Annotated in this window: 19 protein-coding genes and 1 pseudogene; 9 read left to right on the plus strand and 11 right to left on the minus strand. The window is 53.9% G+C overall.

From position 1 onward, the window contains the following. Nucleotide 1: 1 nt before the first annotated feature. The 4 genes and pseudogenes from lpdA to AC2FLJ_RS07525 all read left to right on the plus strand — a co-directional run bounded on the left by lpdA (nt 2) and on the right by AC2FLJ_RS07525 (nt 3,660). Nucleotides 2–1,732, plus strand: coding sequence for a dihydrolipoyl dehydrogenase (gene lpdA / locus AC2FLJ_RS07510; protein ID WP_496705093.1), 1,731 nt, complete (start codon nt 2–4; stop codon nt 1,730–1,732). A gap of 61 nt (nt 1,733–1,793) precedes the next feature. Continuing rightward, a pseudogene (locus AC2FLJ_RS07515) lies at nt 1,794–2,012 on the plus strand (Re/Si-specific NAD(P)(+) transhydrogenase subunit alpha); the annotation flags it as partial. A gap of 457 nt (nt 2,013–2,469) precedes the next feature. Continuing rightward, nucleotides 2,470–2,916, plus strand: a complete 447-nt coding sequence (locus AC2FLJ_RS07520; RefSeq protein ID WP_058274073.1) for a phasin family protein — start codon at nt 2,470–2,472, stop codon at nt 2,914–2,916. A 366-nt stretch (nt 2,917–3,282) separates the two neighbouring features. Further along, entirely contained in the window at nt 3,283–3,660 is a 378-nt protein-coding gene (locus AC2FLJ_RS07525; RefSeq protein WP_496705095.1) for a hypothetical protein, read from the plus strand. Nucleotides 3,661–4,809: 1,149 nt separating this feature from the next. On the opposite strand, the gene AC2FLJ_RS07530 is transcribed toward AC2FLJ_RS07525, so the two are convergent. Then, on the minus strand, nt 4,810–5,172 hold the full coding sequence (locus AC2FLJ_RS07530; RefSeq protein ID WP_496705097.1) for a hypothetical protein: 363 nt from the start codon (nt 5,170–5,172) through the stop codon (nt 4,810–4,812). A 184-nt stretch (nt 5,173–5,356) separates the two neighbouring features. Here AC2FLJ_RS07530 and AC2FLJ_RS07535 point away from each other — a divergent pair, with 184 nt between their 5' ends. The 3 genes from AC2FLJ_RS07535 (at nt 5,357) to AC2FLJ_RS07545 (ending at nt 7,860) form a co-directional block, all read left to right on the plus strand. Then, on the plus strand, nt 5,357–5,962 hold the full coding sequence (locus tag AC2FLJ_RS07535) for a thermonuclease family protein (protein WP_496705099.1): 606 nt from the start codon (nt 5,357–5,359) through the stop codon (nt 5,960–5,962). 77 nt (nt 5,963–6,039) lie between these two features. Next, nucleotides 6,040–6,942 carry a HipA family kinase gene (locus tag AC2FLJ_RS07540; RefSeq protein WP_496705101.1) on the plus strand — a complete coding sequence of 301 codons (903 nt, stop codon included), beginning with the start codon at nt 6,040–6,042 and terminating at the stop codon, nt 6,940–6,942. Between the two features lie 12 nt (nt 6,943–6,954). Further along, nucleotides 6,955–7,860, plus strand: coding sequence for a hypothetical protein (locus AC2FLJ_RS07545; protein WP_496705103.1), 906 nt, complete (start codon nt 6,955–6,957; stop codon nt 7,858–7,860). A gap of 183 nt (nt 7,861–8,043) precedes the next feature. Here the strand turns inward: AC2FLJ_RS07545 and AC2FLJ_RS07550 are convergent, their stop codons facing one another. From AC2FLJ_RS07550 to AC2FLJ_RS07580, 7 genes are read right to left on the minus strand one after another with little or no spacing between them, the layout of a single operon-like run. Beyond that, complete coding sequence (locus tag AC2FLJ_RS07550) at nt 8,044–8,208, minus strand: hypothetical protein (RefSeq protein ID WP_496705104.1); 165 nt, start codon at nt 8,206–8,208, stop codon at nt 8,044–8,046. Between the two features lie 35 nt (nt 8,209–8,243). Continuing rightward, the gene (locus AC2FLJ_RS07555; RefSeq protein WP_496705106.1) at nt 8,244–8,405 is read right to left on the minus strand and encodes a hypothetical protein; all 162 of its coding nucleotides are present in this window, start codon (nt 8,403–8,405) and stop codon (nt 8,244–8,246) included. Then, nucleotides 8,402–8,632, minus strand: a complete 231-nt coding sequence (locus tag AC2FLJ_RS07560; protein WP_496705108.1) for a hypothetical protein — start codon at nt 8,630–8,632, stop codon at nt 8,402–8,404. The genes AC2FLJ_RS07555 and AC2FLJ_RS07560 overlap by 4 nt, the downstream gene beginning before the upstream one ends. Further along, nucleotides 8,632–9,969: a phage major capsid protein gene (locus AC2FLJ_RS07565; protein ID WP_496705110.1), complete on the minus strand. Its 1,338-nt coding sequence runs from the start codon at nt 9,967–9,969 to the stop codon at nt 8,632–8,634. Before AC2FLJ_RS07565 ends, AC2FLJ_RS07560 begins: the two co-directional genes overlap by 1 nt. Nucleotides 9,970–9,977: 8 nt before the next feature. After that, nucleotides 9,978–10,217 carry a hypothetical protein gene (locus AC2FLJ_RS07570; protein ID WP_496705112.1) on the minus strand — a complete coding sequence of 80 codons (240 nt, stop codon included), beginning with the start codon at nt 10,215–10,217 and terminating at the stop codon, nt 9,978–9,980. After that, the gene (locus AC2FLJ_RS07575) at nt 10,204–10,626 is read right to left on the minus strand and encodes a hypothetical protein (protein ID WP_496705114.1); all 423 of its coding nucleotides are present in this window, start codon (nt 10,624–10,626) and stop codon (nt 10,204–10,206) included. Before AC2FLJ_RS07575 ends, AC2FLJ_RS07570 begins: the two co-directional genes overlap by 14 nt. Next, the gene (locus AC2FLJ_RS07580) at nt 10,623–11,174 is read right to left on the minus strand and encodes a hypothetical protein (protein ID WP_496705116.1); all 552 of its coding nucleotides are present in this window, start codon (nt 11,172–11,174) and stop codon (nt 10,623–10,625) included. Before AC2FLJ_RS07580 ends, AC2FLJ_RS07575 begins: the two co-directional genes overlap by 4 nt. Before the next feature lie 197 nt (nt 11,175–11,371). On the opposite strand from AC2FLJ_RS07580, the gene AC2FLJ_RS07585 reads away from it, so the two are divergent. After that, nucleotides 11,372–11,755: a hypothetical protein gene (locus tag AC2FLJ_RS07585; protein WP_496705118.1), complete on the plus strand. Its 384-nt coding sequence runs from the start codon at nt 11,372–11,374 to the stop codon at nt 11,753–11,755. Continuing rightward, the gene (locus AC2FLJ_RS07590; RefSeq protein WP_496705119.1) at nt 11,756–12,571 is read left to right on the plus strand and encodes an NERD domain-containing protein; all 816 of its coding nucleotides are present in this window, start codon (nt 11,756–11,758) and stop codon (nt 12,569–12,571) included. A 779-nt stretch (nt 12,572–13,350) separates the two neighbouring features. Here AC2FLJ_RS07590 and AC2FLJ_RS07595 read toward each other — a convergent pair. The 3 genes from AC2FLJ_RS07595 to AC2FLJ_RS07605 all read right to left on the minus strand — a co-directional run bounded on the left by AC2FLJ_RS07595 (nt 13,351) and on the right by AC2FLJ_RS07605 (nt 17,404). Then, nucleotides 13,351–15,594, minus strand: a complete 2,244-nt coding sequence (locus AC2FLJ_RS07595; RefSeq protein ID WP_496705121.1) for a virulence-associated E family protein — start codon at nt 15,592–15,594, stop codon at nt 13,351–13,353. A 418-nt stretch (nt 15,595–16,012) separates the two neighbouring features. Next, the gene (locus AC2FLJ_RS07600; protein WP_496705123.1) at nt 16,013–16,270 is read right to left on the minus strand and encodes a hypothetical protein; all 258 of its coding nucleotides are present in this window, start codon (nt 16,268–16,270) and stop codon (nt 16,013–16,015) included. A 99-nt stretch (nt 16,271–16,369) separates the two neighbouring features. After that, the gene (locus AC2FLJ_RS07605) at nt 16,370–17,404 is read right to left on the minus strand and encodes a tyrosine-type recombinase/integrase (protein WP_496705125.1); all 1,035 of its coding nucleotides are present in this window, start codon (nt 17,402–17,404) and stop codon (nt 16,370–16,372) included. Nucleotides 17,405–17,465: the final 61 nt, after the last annotated feature.

The following is a 17,465-nucleotide window of genomic DNA, read 5'->3' on the forward strand; positions in this document are numbered from 1 at the left end:
GATGGACGTCAAAGTACCCGATATCGGTGATTTCTCCGATGTGCCCGTGCTCAGCATTCTTGTCTCGGTTGGTGATACCGTCGTCGCCGAAGACCCGCTGATCGAACTGGAATCCGACAAGGCCACGATGGAGGTTCCGTCCCCCGCCGATGGCAAGGTCGTCTCGATTGCCGTTGCCGAAGGTGACAATGTCTCGGAAGGCGCGCTGATCCTGACTTTGGAAGCCGCCGAAGGCGCAACACCCGAGGCCGCCCCAGCAGAAGCACCCGACACACCGCAGGCTGTGGCCGCCACCGACACTGCAGCCGGGCAGGGCGACGTACATGCCGAAGTGGTTTTGCTGGGCTCAGGCCCCGGTGGCTACACGGCAGCCTTCCGCGCCGCAGATCTGGGCAAAAAGGTTGTAATGATCGAGCGCAATCCGACGCTGGGCGGTGTCTGCCTGAACGTGGGCTGTATCCCTTCGAAGGCGTTGTTGCACGTGGCAAAGGTCATCACCGAGGCCGAAGAGATGGGCGCACATGGTGTCAGCTTTGGCAAGCCCAAGATTGACCTGGACGAATTGCGCGCCTTCAAAGACAGCGTTGTCGGCAAACTGACCGGCGGTTTGGACGGTTTGTCCAAGGGTCGCAAGGTTCAGATCGTGCGCGGCTACGGTCGCTTCTCGGGTCCGAACATGATCGAGGTCATGGGCGATGACGGAATGACAACGGTTTCCTTTGGCCAATGCATCATTGCGGCGGGATCTGAACCGGTTGAGCTGCCCTTTCTCCCCCATGATGACGACCGCGTGATCGACTCGACCGGTGCGCTGGAACTGGCGGATGTTCCAAAGCGGATGCTGGTTTTGGGCGGCGGTATCATCGGTCTGGAGATGGCTTGCGTTTATGACGCGCTGGGCTCGGACATCACCGTGGTCGAGTTGATGGATCAGATTATCCCTGGTGCGGACAAGGATATCGTTAAACCTCTGATGACCCGCATCAAGGGCCGGTACGAAAACATCTTCCTCAAGACCAAGGTCACAGCGATTGAACCGCTAAAGAAGGGCCTCAAGGTCACGTTCGAGGATGACAAGGGCGACAGCTTCACCGACACGTTCGACAAGGTTCTGGTGGCCGTGGGACGCAAACCCAACGGCAAACTGATCGACGCAGAAAAAGCCGGAGTCGCGGTGGATGAGCGTGGGTTTATCGCCGTGGACAACCAAATGCGCACCGGCGTGCCGCATATCTTCGCCATCGGTGACTTGGTCGGCCAGCCGATGCTGGCGCACAAGGCCGTGCACGAAGGCAAGGTTGCAGCCGAGGTTGCCGCCGGTCACAAGCGGTTCTTCGACGCGAAACTGATCCCTTCGGTCGCCTATACCGACCCGGAAGTGGCTTGGTGCGGCCTGACTGAAACCGACGCCAAAGCTAAAGGGATCAAGTTCGAAAAAGGCGTGTTTCCGTGGGCCGCGTCGGGCAAATCTCTGTCCAATGGCCGATCCGAAGGCATCACCAAGCTGCTGTTCGATCCACAGGATCAGCGCATCGTTGGTGCCTGCATCGTCGGCACCAACGCCGGTGATCTGATCTCCGAGACTGCTCTGGCCATCGAAATGGGGGCGGACGCGGTCGATCTTGGTCACACGATCCACCCCCACCCGACGCTGAGCGAGACAGTGAACTTCGCGGCCGAGATGTTTGAGGGCACGATCACCGATCTCATCCCACCCAAGAAACGCAGCTAGGATCATGGCGATGTAGATAGGCACACCGAGAGAGACTTATGACGGTGAGAACCGTGTTGGGATGTCGCCGGAGTCTGCGTTGCAGCTACAAAAGTTGGGCTATGAATGTCTGATTGAGAAGGGTGCTGGTGCTGCGGCTGGATTTTCTGATGCGTCGTATGAGGCTGCAGGGGTTGAGGTCGTCAAGACGGCTGCGGCTCTGTGGAAGGCGGTCGACATTGTTGCCAAGGTGCGTCAGCTAAACGAGGCCAGGGCACCGGGTGCTCGGGCATCAAAAACTCGCTGATCTTTAAAGAAAACACCCGCATGTTCTACGGCGACGCAAGGGCAAGCCTCGACAAACTCCTGCCATTGATCGACTAAGCGGAGCGGTTTGGTCCAAGATGTCTTGTCACTTGAAAAATTCCGTGCGCCTTTTGGAGTAGCGGATTGAGTTTTGGGGTCAATCTGTTTGGAATTTTGTCGAGGCGCAGTCATCCCAGGTGGGAGGCCTAGCTGAAGAAGCGGTCGGGTAAACAGGTGCCCGCGCGTGCGACCGGCGATTCGGCCCATCCTGCCCTGGCTCCGGCGCCTGGGACCTATGTGCGGGTCAAGGCAAGTATTTGATTTCAATGCGCCTTGCAGAAGTATGCCGCAGCGCAGCAAGAAAAATCTTGCAATGCTGCGCTGCGGCAACCATATTGTCCTCAAGCTGAAGAAAACCGGGGTGGGCCCGGTTCGGCAAAAGGATTTTAGACATGGCAAAGACGCAAGACTTCACCGCGACCCTGAAAGACGTTATGGGCGCGTTCCCTGTTGACACCACCGCTCTGGAAGGTGCTTTCAAATCGACCGCGACGCTGAACGAAAAGCTGTCGGGTGTTGCACTGGAAGCGGCTGAAAAGTCGGCTGAGATCTCGAACAAATGGACCAAGGACACCCTGGCCAAGCTGACCGAGATGTCGAAAGCCAAGGCAGAGCCTGCAGACTACGCCAAAGCGGCCACCGACTTCGCCAGTGCATCGGCTGAAGTTGCAGCTGAAAACATGGCGGCCTTCGCAGAGATCGCGAAAAAAGTTCAGTCCGAAACCGTTGAGCTGCTGATGGCGGCTGGCAAAGACGTCGCCGAAGACACAACCGCGGCTGTCAAAAAAGCCACCAACGACGTGACCGCAGCTGCCAAGAAAGCAACTGCCGCCAAGTAAGCAAACGCCGCGAGGCGCACCCACTCCTCCCAATCGGTGCTATCGCGCAGGGCAGGTCGAAAGACCTGCCCTTTCTTTGTTGAAGGAGCTTCTTATCGGTACGCGTCTTGATCACAGTGTGCCCTTGGTTGCGAAACGCCGTCCGGTGCAGTAAGCCACCTATTCAGTGTACACCGAGACCCATCCATGACCGCATCGTCAAACCCTGTTTTAAAGTGCCGGTCGGCTTCAACAGGCCTTGTCACCAAGGCCGCGAGGCTGTCGGTTGCACCCATGATGGATTGGTGGGAATTATATTTATAATCAAGTAATTAGTGGCGTGCGTGTGCAGGCAGTGTGCAATCAATTACGGAGTGCAATTGATCTATGAAGATTTTCCTTTTTTCCTCGGCAATTTTTTTAATGGGTTGCTCCGCTGCTCTCGCTGCAAGCGCAATCAATTGTTCCTTTAAGTATGAAGATGAAGGCAAGCAGGCTGAACTTGTAGTCTTGGGGGAAGGCGGGCTTCTGGAATTGCAGGGCCAAGAAGGTGACAAGCCAACCACTTATGTCCTGATATGCAATGAAAATCCCCACACGCAGACGTGTATCTACTTTTGGACAAATCCAATGAATGGTGCAGTAATTCACAATGTATTTTCCGTCACCAAAGACCTAAAGAGTGTCGTGGTTTCGCGAAGCGGACCTAATGCACCAGACCAAGCGTTTGTCTCGATATATCCTGCGCAGTGCAGCCGCAATTAGTGTCGATCGCGCCAAGCCATCCGGTTTTGCACTAGGGCAACCTGAAAAACCCCGCTTTTGGTCTAATTTCGCGGCAAAACCTCCCGGCACATGGATAGTTTGCGATTTCCCTCACCGTGGCAAAAATCAGTTAACCGGTCGCGTTGGGTTGTCGCATTGGTTTGAGCGTCGCGTCGCGCCTGGCTGGTCATATAGGCAACCGGACGATCTGCACAGCCTGCTACTTTTCGTGGCCCGGTCGGTCGCAGTTAGCTATCCTTTTGGATAGTCCCCTATTCTTATGACCGTCTATCAGTGTCGGTCTTTTCGTGTTCAAAGAAATTAGCGTAGTTCCCCGTGATTGCGCTGCCCTCCTGCGGCCATCATCCCAGAGCCGTAGGATTCATGCCAGCTCTGCAACGTCAGTGAGTGGATTTGCGGAGCTGGCCTTTCTCCTAAGCATAAATTCCGGCGACAAGTTTTTTGGATACCGACCGAACCAGGATAGAAAGGTCCGGTCGGCCACCGGTGACAGAAAACTCTTTACCCCCTAACCAAAGCCCAAAAAAACCCGCATTGTTCAGAGGGAAACCATGTGACAAACGCGGACAGCAGTTTGGGGTGCGTAATTTTAGAACCGGAATGGTCGACGGACCGTTCATGTCACATGCATCGACGATTTTTCATGGGTCCGAATGGTGCCGGAAACAATCACTTTGTCCCTAAAGCGGAGGCAAACTGAAACAGTTCCAGATCGAGTATTCACCCATCTTCCTCTGAGATTCGCTCAGTTTTATCGTATTCGCAAACTCCCGAAAGTCGGCAAGAGCCTCTTCCTTTGTGTCGTACCTGAATCGATAGGATGCTAACGAATTTGGAAACTTATCTGCGTGGTCGAAGATTCGCTGGAGGGCCAGCTTTCTCTGTCGTTCAGGGAGCGATTTATCGACTGGAAATGCCGCAAAAAGCGTTTCCGTAATACACAAAGTATCTTCATGATGCTGAAGGGTCCATTCAGCGTATGCTGGCGTTGTGCAAACAATCGATAGCGCCGAAATTACCCATGTTAAACTTTTCATGGTTCCCACTCTTTTCTTCACATTTTGAGAGTTTTGAAAAAATTTGGATAGAAAGCCCGCAGCGTCAAAGTGCTGAGGTGTTGCTGGCTAACTAACCCCATGCCACCGCGGCGGGAGACGTACCGCATGCTTCGAGGCGACCTGCCAAAGCGATTAGCTTACCTTTTGTAGCGGAAATCTCTCCTTCCAAGTCGGCACCGGAAAGGCTTGAGACCGGCACGCCAATCAAGAAAACGCCCAACGCATCGCCCGTTACGGCATTCTTCTGTGCGGCCACCAATGTTGGAACTTTTGCCGACTCCTGTTTGTACAGGTTTGTGGCGCGGGAACACGATACTTCACTGTAAGTGTCGCCCATAGAAACTGGAGTTATTGACCCCGGCTGTTGTGCGCAGGCAGATGTGAACAGAGTCCCACACACGCCCAAAACTGGAATTGTCTTCTTGATCTTCATCGCTTAGTTCTCCTTTCCTTCAAATCAGAGCTAGGAAGAGAACCCAAAACTTGCTTGCGAATTTCTGCCAAAAAAACCGAGAGTTAACTGAATTTGACTTAGCTCCAAAAAAACATGCGGATTTCGTTATGTATATTACCAGGTGATGGCATTTTTCAGATGAACAAGAAGCCGAGAAACCGTTTTGCCCGACCTTGAGAACCCCGCCCTGATACTGTCGGCTGTCATCGGTCTCATTCTGGTCATTTCGCTGATCGGCTCTGCCCGTCACTTTTTTTCTGCCCGTCGTTACACAGGCAACGTCGTACCATTTCGGGGCAAATCACGCCTCAAATTGCGGCGCTCACTGACACCGGGATGGTCGGTAGTAGTCTGGATGGCCGCGCTGTTCGGTGCCGTGTTGTTTATCACCAGCTTTGATAGTAGCCCACCTGACCGGCGCACAGTGGAAGGTATAGCGAGGGTCCGAGACGTAGACACCATCGTCGTTCAGGGCGTTCCAGTGAGACTGAACGGCATAGACGGGCCGGAATTGAGAACAAACGCTGGAATTGCTGCGAAGCTATGGATGGCAGATTACCTGCGCGGCAAGACCGTCACCTGTAAGCTGAGTGGAGAGCGTACGTATGATCGTTGGGAGGGCGTTTGCTATGTGGACGGCGAAGACATAGGCGCGGTCTCAATCGTTGCCGGACATGCGCTGGACTGCCGTCGGTTTTCGGGTGGCCGCTACCGCCGCTTGGAAACGCCGGAAGCAAGAGCAAGAATAGTGCGGGCTGGGTATTGCTAGGTCGATGAACCGTTAAGAAGTTAGTCGTCCGTAAAGCGGCCATTCTTTCTATGTTGTAACTTTCGGATGATAGTCAATTGATTGCGTTCGGTTGCCAGAAAGTTGTTGAACATTCTCACTACTCAACCTATCCCATTATCGTTTCATGTGCTTTTTCAGGCACCTATGGATTGATGGAGCGAAAAAAATTGACCCCAGTATTTGGAACGCTTGTCGGAGAACCGATGCCCTTTAAGGACGTCGACAGCATCAACAACCTTTATCGGGGCCAAGTGGAACTGGGAGATGGATCGATTAAATCCTGCCTAGTAAAGAACATCGACCGCATTGAGACTGTAAACGAGCTGATCGCGAACCAAGTGGCTCATAGGATGGGCCTACCGATTCCAATGGCAGTTCTCACTTTCGTTCCCGACACCTACAACGACAAAAACCAGTTTTCAAAATCGCACATAATCACTGGTGGCGTTCTCACGTTTGCCAGCGTGGATGTACAGACACCCAACCTTTCTCAACGAATTTCGTCCGCACACTCCCTCGGAAAAATGATTATTGTAAATGCTTTAAAAAACTGGAACAAAAAAAGCAGTTTGTACGGTTTTGACACTTGGGTTGCGAACGTCGATAGGCACATGGCTAACCTACTACTGGGAACCAAGAACGAAGTTTGGCTGATTGACCACGGTCGGTGTTTCACGAGAGAGGATTGGTCGCCGCGTGACTTAAACCCCAACGTTAAATACCTAAATCGTCTCAAAGAATGGTATACTCTGATCATGGATGCGCCTTTAAGGTTAGCAACAGCAAGCGAGTTACCTAGCGTTGAAGCAGACATCGGTAGTTTTGATATTGGTTCCATTTTGACTGACAGCCTAGCCTCAGGGCTCACTAGCGCTGAGGAATACTCAGCGCTGGAAGATTTTCTTACGCATCGAATAGGCCGCGTAAGAACGGATGGCGCAGCTGCCTTGCAGCCCTAGAGAGGAAAAATCATGGTTAACATCAAGTTTAACGCCGCATCTTTTCCCTCTCTTAAGAGCCACGAAGAGGTGTTTTGGGCTCCCGTTTTCATCTCACCCATTCTGGGATCACCGGAACGGTTTGTCGCTGCCGTAGCCGTAGCAGGCGCCAAGGACCGCTATTTATCATTAGCTAGTGGTTTAGAGAAGCTACGATGCCTTTATGGAGAGAACGCGCAACTTATTATTGCCGCCACAGAAGCAGCACTTGAAGACCTTCAGGTCGATCTGAATGCTCGGGGCAGCGAGGCGTTGCTTGCCCCTTCAAAGAGTTTGGGGATTCTATCGGTTGGCGAAGCAAGAAGAGTTTCGGCTCGGGACGTAAAAGAGGTAGCTTCTAGCTGGCTAGAGACGATTTCTTCGCTCCATGACGCTTTTGCATTGACGATGCAAAGCGCGGATTCAGCAGTCTCTCATCGTCCCCCACGAGGCGATCAGCTTCCTTCAAACGTATGCAGTCTCGCGATTCACAGAAATTCCCCGGTCTCGCGTTATTTTCACCAATCCATTCGGAAGGGAAAACTTCCAAGAAGATCGCTGACAAATGTCAGTCTAGATTTTGAAGGACAACATGTAGTTGCAAACTTTAGCACTATACGACCTAGCCAAAATGTTCGAACTGAATTTGATAGGATGCTACGTCGACTTTGGGAATTGGACGTAAGCCAAGTGAGAGCAGGTCATGGCGAAAGCGATGCCGTTAAGTATGAGCTGATAATTCAAAAGCCGGACTTGGGTGATTTCTTAGGAAAACCGGACCGAATAAAGAACGCTTTGGAAGACCTTGGAGGGCAAGCAGACGAAAAAAATCTTATTTTGAGACAGTTTGACGGACCAAAACAAATTTTGGATCACCTTGAACGCCGAGAAGCGGCTTAGTCTGCACCTCAGTTTTGCGAGGTATTTAACTCGGACAGCGCCCATAAATTCTTAAAGTTATTGACAGAGGAACGGCAGGACTTGACGCCGAGGTTTTGGCTAAATCCGGTATTTCTGCATTTACCGACCGCGCACTGCGGAACCGAAGCGGAAAACTAATTGCATGAAACAGACTCCGTTTGCTCATATGGGCGGCTCCCAGTCCTTTAGCGCGTTGTCGAGAAGCGCCAGTTCACGTTCGTCTGGTTCTCGGCCCAAAATCTTGGCCATTTTGTTGATCAACCCGACCCGCACCAGTTTCTTCAGGTCTTCAGGTTTGCGCTTAGGCTTCGAAATATCAAAGGGCATCTTTTAGGCTCCTTCCTCTCTTTGTCAGATCACTGTCAATCGTCCGAGTCCTTTCGGGTTCTCCGTTCGTGCGAGGGTGTGAACAGCTTGTCGTTGCTGGGCGGTGTCGGGGTTTTGTTGTAATCGTTGGTCAGTAAACCGGCATCGTACCGGCTTTGGCGGATGCCCTTCAGCCCGTTCGGGTCCGTAACAATCATGCCACGACTCCTTCCTGATCCAGTCGGGCCAAAAATGGGGCCAGCGCAGCGGCCACCTGATCGGCCAGAACGTCCGTGCGGGGCTTGTGCAGCGTGACGGTACGCTCCACGGCTGTGGCTACGATTTCACGGCTTTGGCGGTCCTGTACGGCCGCGCACAGCCGGTGCTGGCCATCACGATCAACGGCCAGCAGCAGGTTGGGTACGTTTGCGACGGGTTCGAACATTACCACGCTACCCCCGTGACATACGCAGCCGTACCTTGCCTCAGCATGCCGTGCGCGATGGGCTGGACCATGCGCAGAACGGTGGCGTTGATCTGGAATGAACTGACGACCTGTGCGCCATCGGTCGCAGCATCAGACACGTGGATCGATCCGCCTGTGTCGTTCACGGCGTTCTGGTCTTCCATCTGCGGTGTGGGCGCCACGTCATCGGCCATAACGACCGCTGCCGATCCGTTGGTGTCGATTTCGGGTGCAGGCAACCACGATGCAAAGTCGGCCAGATCAATCACGAACAGATGGTCGGTCGGTACCGTCGCAGAAACGATCAGTGGCAGGCCGAACAGTTCGCCGCGTTCCACTTCGCCACGGAACAGGAACACACCGGCTTCACGCATCATGCGCAACCGCTGCGCCCGCATGTTGTCCATGATGATGACCGGGTTTCGCGGACGTTGTGCGCTGATGATCCCGGTCAGATACGCAATGTCTGCGATCACGTTGTCCAGACCGGTACCAGCGGACGCTTGGTTGGCCGCGCCAAACCAAGGCGATGCGGGGCGAATGCCAGCAACGGCTGCGTTCGCCGGGTTCAGAATATGAGCGTCCAGCATTTCGGCAGTATCGGCCACCACGTTACGGCGGATCACCGACTCGATGCTGGGTGTGCTGGTGTCGCGCAATTCGTTCGTGAAGACGGACAGGACGGCCATTTTCAGGCGGTGGAAACTGACCGATCCGACAACGGTCGATTTGACCGGGATCGTGCCTTTCTCACCAACGAAACTACCGCTGATGTCACCTGTTCCAGGGTTCGTCGGCATGGTGATGCTGGCCAGTCCGCCCATCGGCAACGGAACGCCACCCGCAGCCATAGCGGCATAGACCGATACCGGGCGCAATTCTTCCACCCACGGGCCAATCTCATGTTCGACCAGTTCGGCACCCCAACCCGCATCAACGGTGCTGGCTGGGGCTGTCGCGGCCTTGCGTTGCAGCTTGCCATGCTCACCCGGCCACAGGTCTTCGGCCACCTGTGCGATCTGGCGTTGGCTGAAATGGGCAGTGGCTTTGGCAAAGGCTGTATCGACCACGCAGGGCCGCTTGGTGACGCCTTTGACCTGTGCCGGTTTGGGTGCCTGCACTGTTACGGATACGGGCCGATCTACCTGCGTTTTTAGCGCTGCGTTTTCCGCCTTCAGGGCCGCATGTTCGCGGGCGATCTTCGGTGCGTCACGGGCCGCTTCCAGAGCCGAGTCAAATGCTGCGGCCTTGGTTTCGTTCAGCAGGATTTCAGCCGCTTTGTTGTCGCTGTTGCGGCGGCGGGTGGTGTTGCTCATTCCGGCGTTCATAGGTCAATTCTCCCCAATTGTTTGCTGGCGGTTTTGACGAACAGATCGCGCCATGTCGGATGATCGCGGACAAAGTCTTTGCCACGTTCGGTGTAGAATGCTCGGACCTTCGTCTTCGCCATTTCCTTTGCCGTTTGACTGTCGTGGCCAGCCAGTCGATACATGGCCGCTTCTTTGACCAGCTTGGACCTGATGGCACCGGGCATGTCGTGCAGGATTCGGTTAGGCATTCCCATTTCGTGCCTCCTTGTCGGCCATGTGTTTTTTCATCATGTCGGCCAGTTCGGCTGCGGTCGGCGCGTCGTCGTCCGTCTGACCTATGAACCCGTCAATCTCTTGCTGGACCGCCTTGGCTGTGTCGTCGCGTTTGATGTCCAGCGCCTTTTCCAGCGTGTCGATGCGGTCGATCAACGGGCAGATCAGATTTGCCATAGCACCGGCGATGTCATCAGCATTCAACGTGCGCTTAACAACCTGCTGCAAAATCGATCTGGTGAACGCCAGACCTGCGGGATTTACGGTGTCGTTGGCCGGATCGTAAACGACCGTATTCACGACTTGTGCTGCGCCACGGGTGTCCAGTTTGCCGCCGACCAGCGGACGGTCGTACGGGTTGTCGTTGGACTGTCGAAACGGATTGGTCATTTGCGCCCGCGGCTTACTGTTTTCCACGCCATAAAGTCGCGGTGTTTTGCGCGAACGGCTGGGTTGTCTTTGTCGAAATTGTGCTTGCTCAACGCGGCCAGATAATCCGCCATCGCGTCGGTCACCCGCAGTTCGTCTTCGGCCCCATCCAGCCGGTCAGATGCACGGTCGGCTGCGTCGTTGGCTGTCTTGGCTATGGTGTCGAGTTGGTCGGCCAAATGCGCAACAGTGTTTCGCTTTTCACCGCAGGACATACGGTGCAGATCGGCGCATTTTTCGTGCAGCGGATCGTCGGTCGGGTGTCCACCTTTCAGCACATTGGCGGCACGTTGGTATCGGGTTGCAGCCTGTCTGGTGTCGGAAATGGCCCGTTGTGCGCGATCCTGATCGTGGGCGAATTTGGCGGTTGTTCTAATTCGCTTTTCGAACGCGCCCTGAACGCCGCCTTGTTCAGCGCGGGATGCAGAGTCGAGTTGTTGGCGGATATGGCCGACGCTTTTGACCACCGAATTAACGGCTCTCGTCGCGGTATGTTGGTGTACTGTCATGCGTCGGTCCTTCTCAGGTTGCCGACAGCATGGCACCAGATGTGGTGTTGAGTCCACATTTCTGGTACGACAAAAACCTTATTTTATTGATACTTAGCATATAGAATTAATCCTATATGCTGCCAGATATAGTTTCCAGGTAGCATCTCAAAAAAACTTCAATAAAATAAATTTAGATATGTTTCGAGGTTAGAGATATGTGGAAGTGGCTTGTCATCATCGCACTGATCGCAGCGGGCGGTTATGTCTATTATGACTTAGACAGGACGGGCTTTTTTTCGATGCCTGAAATGTCCGAGGACTCTTTTCCACTGTCTTTCGAAAGTGGGTTTCGCGGAGTGATGAATGGCTTTGGCGAGAAAGACGACGACCGCCGCTATATTGCTTATGCAGCCAATGATGTTCCCACCGTTTACGAGGAAGTATGGTCCATTTGCCGACGCCCCACAGATGACGAACATAAAGTATACGAAGAAGAGGGATCAAATTTACCGGGCCTTCGTTGGGAGGCGGTCTGTGAAATTGATGCCGATGGCGATGTCTTTGTTCGCGGTTGGATCGCCTCAATCCCGCGCCTTTGATTGCTGGTTCGTGAACTGGACAAAGACCGGAAAGCAACTGATATGGCCCTCAATCAAAATGACATAGAAAATTTAGCCTACGTCGCTTTTCTTGCAGGTATTCTTCTCATTCTTTGGTTGCTTCGCTCCCCTTGGCTTAAAGGTAAGTCGGGCGAGTTTTGGGTAAAGTTGTTTCTTCGCCGAAGTCTCGATGAAAGCGGCTATCAGATACTAAACGATCTGACACTGCCAATTCGCGGCGGAACCACTCAAATCGATCACGTCATAGTCTCTCGCTACGGTATTTTCGTTGTGGAAACGAAGAATTTATCGGGGTGGATATTTGGCGGCGCAAACCAAAAGACTTGGACGCAAACGTTTCGGCGCAAGAAGTTCAAGATGCAAAACCCGACGCATCAAAATTTTAAACATGTCAAAGCTGTTCAGGAACTACTACGCATTCCACAATACAAAATTCACAACGTGGTTGCGTTCGTCGGTTCAGCGCAACCGCGAACGGTAATGCCATCAAACGTCGTCTGGAGCGTCCGAGAACTTGTTCGCTACATAAACAGTTTTGACCAAGTCCTGTTAAACGAAGACGAGCTATCCTCGATTTCTATACAACTTTCTGAGGGAGCGTTATCGCCTAGCCGAAAGACACACCGCAGTCACGTGAACCACGTCAAGGCGCAAAGTGGTCAACTGGGTGCAAGTAAAGCAAAGTGTCCGCGCTGTGGGTCCAAAATGGTGGAGCGTTCAAACCGAAACTCTCAAAACCGTTTTCTCGGCTGTTCGAAGTACCCAAAGTGCAAAGGCACTCGAAGGATCGGATAGCGATAAAGGGTTCTGGGATTACTGCAGAGCCTTTATGCGCAACTCCTGAAGCGGTGATAGCCGTTAGTATTTTGCCTTTTTTTCAGCAAGTGTTTTCGGGTGATAGTGCCAGCATTAACCCACGTTTCCCCGCAACCGAGAGCCGCGCCAGCGGGCGCGAGGCCTTACTATCGTAGCATACGAAACAGCCGGTGGGAAATAAGGAAAGCTGATCAACTTAGTTCGGTGAAAATAGATGGTTAGAAACGACCTTTTAAGGCGACTTCTATAGTATTTTAGTGATCGACATTTTTTGGCGTTAGTTCTAAAAAATCAGTCCCCCGCGCGGTGCCGACCCCCCGAACTATGTTTAGCGATACCCCGCCCCATACTTTGACAGCGACGGTCGCCATCACACGCAAAGTATGTCTTCGCAAAATGCGAAGGCATACAATCGTTCCAAATCTGTCCTTGCGAAATGCAAGGACATACTTCGCACCAAGTATGTCCCTCCAAAATGGAAGGGCGGACTATAGCAAAACGATTATACGATAGCTGGTTGGTGGTTGGTTGTTTGGTCTGTCCTGTCCGCATCCTATAGCCATTTGACTAGAGCATTTGGGGTATAGCTGGATGGGTATATGTCCCGAGTTACAGCCCTACAGCCGACAAGCAAACAAGATGACAAGGATTCCCATACAATCTTCAACTGTCTTCCTTGTCACATTTTCATCCCAGATTATTCAATGAAAACAAAGCAACCATACCATTTTCACGACTCTCTAAGAATCCTTGTCTTCTTATCTTCTTATGTACTTTGCCGCGTTCCGAAACGTTCCGTTGGTGATTAAACCGTCACGTTTCCAGCCGTGTGCTTTCAGTATTCCAGCCACACGGTTGCTGTCACCACGTGTCAGATCGCTTTTGGTTACGACACCAGATAGCTTTAGAATTTCCCTTATAGAAACTTCGTGCTTGTTCTCAACGTAGCCCAACACATCACTTGTCCACGGGTCGTCTTCGTTGCGTTTCTTCTGTTCACCGGTCGCCAACTGTTCGGCTATGCCCTGAAGCCACCACACCGGACGCTGGTGATATGCCGCAACCGCTTCGGCCCAAATCTGATCGCGGTCTGTCCGTAACGCTTCCAGATTGATCTGCGTGACCTGTACGGGCCAAAACCGTCTGTTGCCTGTTTCGTCTCTCAGATAGTTGTCCTGATTGGTGGTACCGACAAAGATGCAGCGGCGTGGTCGTTTGATCTTGTCGCGGGCGTAGGCTGGACGAAACCGGTCGTCCTGTCGCGCCAAAAACGACTTGGTGGTTTCCATCGTGGCGCGGTTCATCATGTCCAGTTCGGCCATTTCCACGAACCACAGACCGGCCAAATAATCGGCTGCGTCTTTGTCTTTCAGTGGCGGCAAGCTGTCACCAAAGTATTCATCACCAGCCAACACGCGCAGCATCTGGGATTTGTTGATCCCCTGTGGACCTTCCAAGATCGGCATGGTGTCCACCTTACAGCCGGGTTGCAGCACACGTGCGACCGCACCAACCAACATGCACCGCCCCACTTCGTTCGTATAGAAATTGTCTGGTGCGCCCGCGTAGGTCGTCAGCCACTTACCCAGACGCGGCACACCATCCCACCGCAGGTCTTCCAGATAGTGCCGCACCGGGTCGATCACGTTCTGGTGGGCGACTTTGACCATTGCGCGACGGATCGTCGTTTCCTTGGCATTGTGAAACCCGATCCGGTTAAACCACGATTCAGCGTGTGCCACGTCCAGATCGGTCATGTGGTGGGGTTGGAAACCGCGACCGTCCGACGACGGGACAGGTCGGCAGATCACAATTTCCCCGGTGAAGTCGTTGAACGCTAGAACGTCGGCCCAATCGTCATGACATTCCAAGATCGCCACGGCAGTGGCCAGACACCAGCGCAGTTTACCGTCCACCGTCACATATTCACCTTCGCGGACAGATCGTCTGTTCGGTGCCACCGGTACTGCCGTTGCGGTGTCGGGCATCCGTACCGGCCCCAAAGCAGCCACGTGTGCCGCCATGTCGGCCTGTGCCGCATCCCACGCGCGACGTAAAGCGCGGGTGTAGTTCACATCGGCCCGTTCGCAGTGGTCCAGTGCGTCTTCGGAAAGTTGACCCACCACAGCGGCAAATTCGTGGCTGGTAAATCCGGCTGCGGCCAGTTTGTTGGCAATGCCCCATAGCGCACCGGACTTGTCGTCATTGCCTGATCCCATGTGCCGATCAAAGCGGTCATCCTTGGCCCGCATGTCGGCCACACGTGCGATCAGTACCGGGTCCAGCGGTGCTTCGACAAACGCGGCGTCCTGTGTCTGTTCAACCTGACGCTTTGGCGGCACGTATGCGGCCCCCGCAGCTTTGAATGTATCGACCGACAGGATCGCCCCGTTGACGTACACAACACCCGCCTGTGACGCTTCAGGATAACCGTCGTCCAGCTTCTTTTGATTACTGAAGGCAATGGTTCCTGGTAATTTCAGAATGCGATCTGCGTTGAATGTTCCACCAACGCCGTGGCTTGCGTTCCAAGCATTGTTGGCCGTGTCGTACGTGTCCACATCTACCGGTTCGGACAGCCGCCAGAGGGGATAAAAGCCGTTGCCGCTGTCGAATATCAGTGTGGGCGGTGTCGGCCCGTGCAGCAAACCTTCCACGGTCCGCCACGCCTCAGATCGCGCCACGGCGTACGGTTTGCCCTTGGTCGGATCAATGTCGGACTGCACCCAATCACACGCCACAATGTCCGTCTTCTGCGCTTTCTTCGACAACCCCGGCCTGACGGCATTCGGGTGAAAATAGATGTTCCAACGTGCCGCTTGTTTCGCTGTGATCCAATCGTGCGCCTGTTGCCAGCTTGGCGGGTCAGACACGTTCACTTCCAGCCCTACGGCTGTCCCACCCATCTGCGGTATCGCCACCAGCACGTGGTGATCACGGATCAATTTCAGTGCGTCACGTGCGGTTTGTGTGTTCAGTACAGGTGCGGTATTGTCGTGCATGTCTGACGACCCTTTCTAGGCAAGTAGGGTTACAATTCGGCCCGCTGCGTTCCATGCGCTGCGGGTCGTTCCTTTTCGGGTCGATGGGTTTGCGTCAGTTCGGGTCAGCCACGCCCGCCCCCCATCGGTCTTTTGGCTTATTCGGCAATGGTCACCATCCAGTGCCGTTGCGCGTTACGGTTACTTTCCGCACTGTTTGGGTCATCGCCGTTTTGACGTGCGCGTAACCGGAGTTTTTGCTTCAGGCGGTTCGCGCACTTTGGGCAAAAATTTCAGTCATCATAAAAGCGGTGAAAATGCAGACCGCGCCAACTGAAATTCGATACCAGATTTTCGTCGGCCAGCGTATCGACCAACGTTTTTCCTTTTGCATTCCGCAAGCCGCACAAGGCTTTTCCGTTGTTGGTGATATGGGCGATCACGCGGCACCGTTCAGCAGGTCTTGTGATGCGGTCACAACGCGGGGTTTTTTGTCTTTGCGTTTGCTGCGGATCATGTCGGCAATGTCAGCCGTTTCGTAAAACGTGCGTTTGCCTTGGCGATAGAACGGGGGCATTTCACCACGACTGCGACGTGTCTCAATCGTGATCAGTTCGCAGCCTTCAAGTGCGGCCACCTGTTCTTCGGTAATCAGGCCGTGATCGGCCAAAAACTTTTGTAGGATTGGATCATCCATCGGACGGACTCCTAGCGTTCATTTCGTGACGAAATGGGTGCTAACGAGCGACCATCACTATGGTGGTCTACATCACCCGATGTGAATCAGGCAGTCAGACTATCTCGAACCTGCAATTTTCTGCAAGGCATTATGCACGTCAGCCGCGCCAAGCTGGGTGTAGCGTTTCAAATGCTTCCAGTCGCGGTGGCCCGATACGACCGCCACCAGTTCTATGGGCAGACCCAGCCGGAACAGTTCGGTGATCGCCAAGTGCCGCAGATCGTGAAAATGCAGGTCTTCTATTTCACAACGTTCCACGGCCCGTCGCCACGCAGTACCAGCCGACTTGCCGTTATACGGGAACAACCGGCCTTCTGTGCGGCCTTCGGCCATCTGGCGGGCGATCTGGTACGCGTCAGCCACAAGCGGCACGTCCTGATCGTTGCGGGCCTTGCGCTTCGGGTCTTTCCGTTCTCGGATCAACACCGACTTTTCATTCCACCTGATGTCTTCGATCCTGATCCTGCAAATCTCACCAAGGCGCATTCCAGACGCAGCCGCAAATCTGATGATCGTCGGCATAGGAATCTTCTGTCGCGGGTTGGCTTCAAAACACGCGATAATGGCGTCCAATTCGTCCTGTGTCGGTATCCGGGTTCGCTCTTGGCTGCGTGTGTCGATACGGGCCGTTGTCAGGGCCGCACGTGCGTCTTTGGCAAGGTCTGGGTCGATGTCGATCTGGCGGCTGTGTCTGACCCATTTCAGGACGCCGGACAGGGCGGACAGATCACCCGAAAGGGTTGCGCCCGTCACGCCTTCTTTCAATCGCTGGTCAACGTATTCCTGCACTGTAACGGCAGATAGGTTACGCAAGCTGGTACCGCCAATCCGACTTGCGATCCGTTCCAGATTGTACCGGTTCGTGCGGCCCGTATTCACCTGTTCCAGATAGGTCATGATCGCCATCGTCAACGTCATGTCCTTACCGGGTTGGACAGTACCAGCGGTGCGTCCGCCTTCCAGTGCGCGTTCTATGTCCGCAGCCCAGCCGGTCGCGTCGATCTTGTGCGAAAACGTCCGCGCTTTGTAGGTGCCTTTACGCCTTACCTGCGCCCGCCATTTACCGCTGGGTAGCTTGGTGATAGTAGCCATGTGCAATCCGTGTGCTAAGTGTCTGCACACTTCTACCATCACCGTGCAAGCGTGTGCAATA

This window comes from Ruegeria sp. CDSA034, from assembly GCF_059612275.1.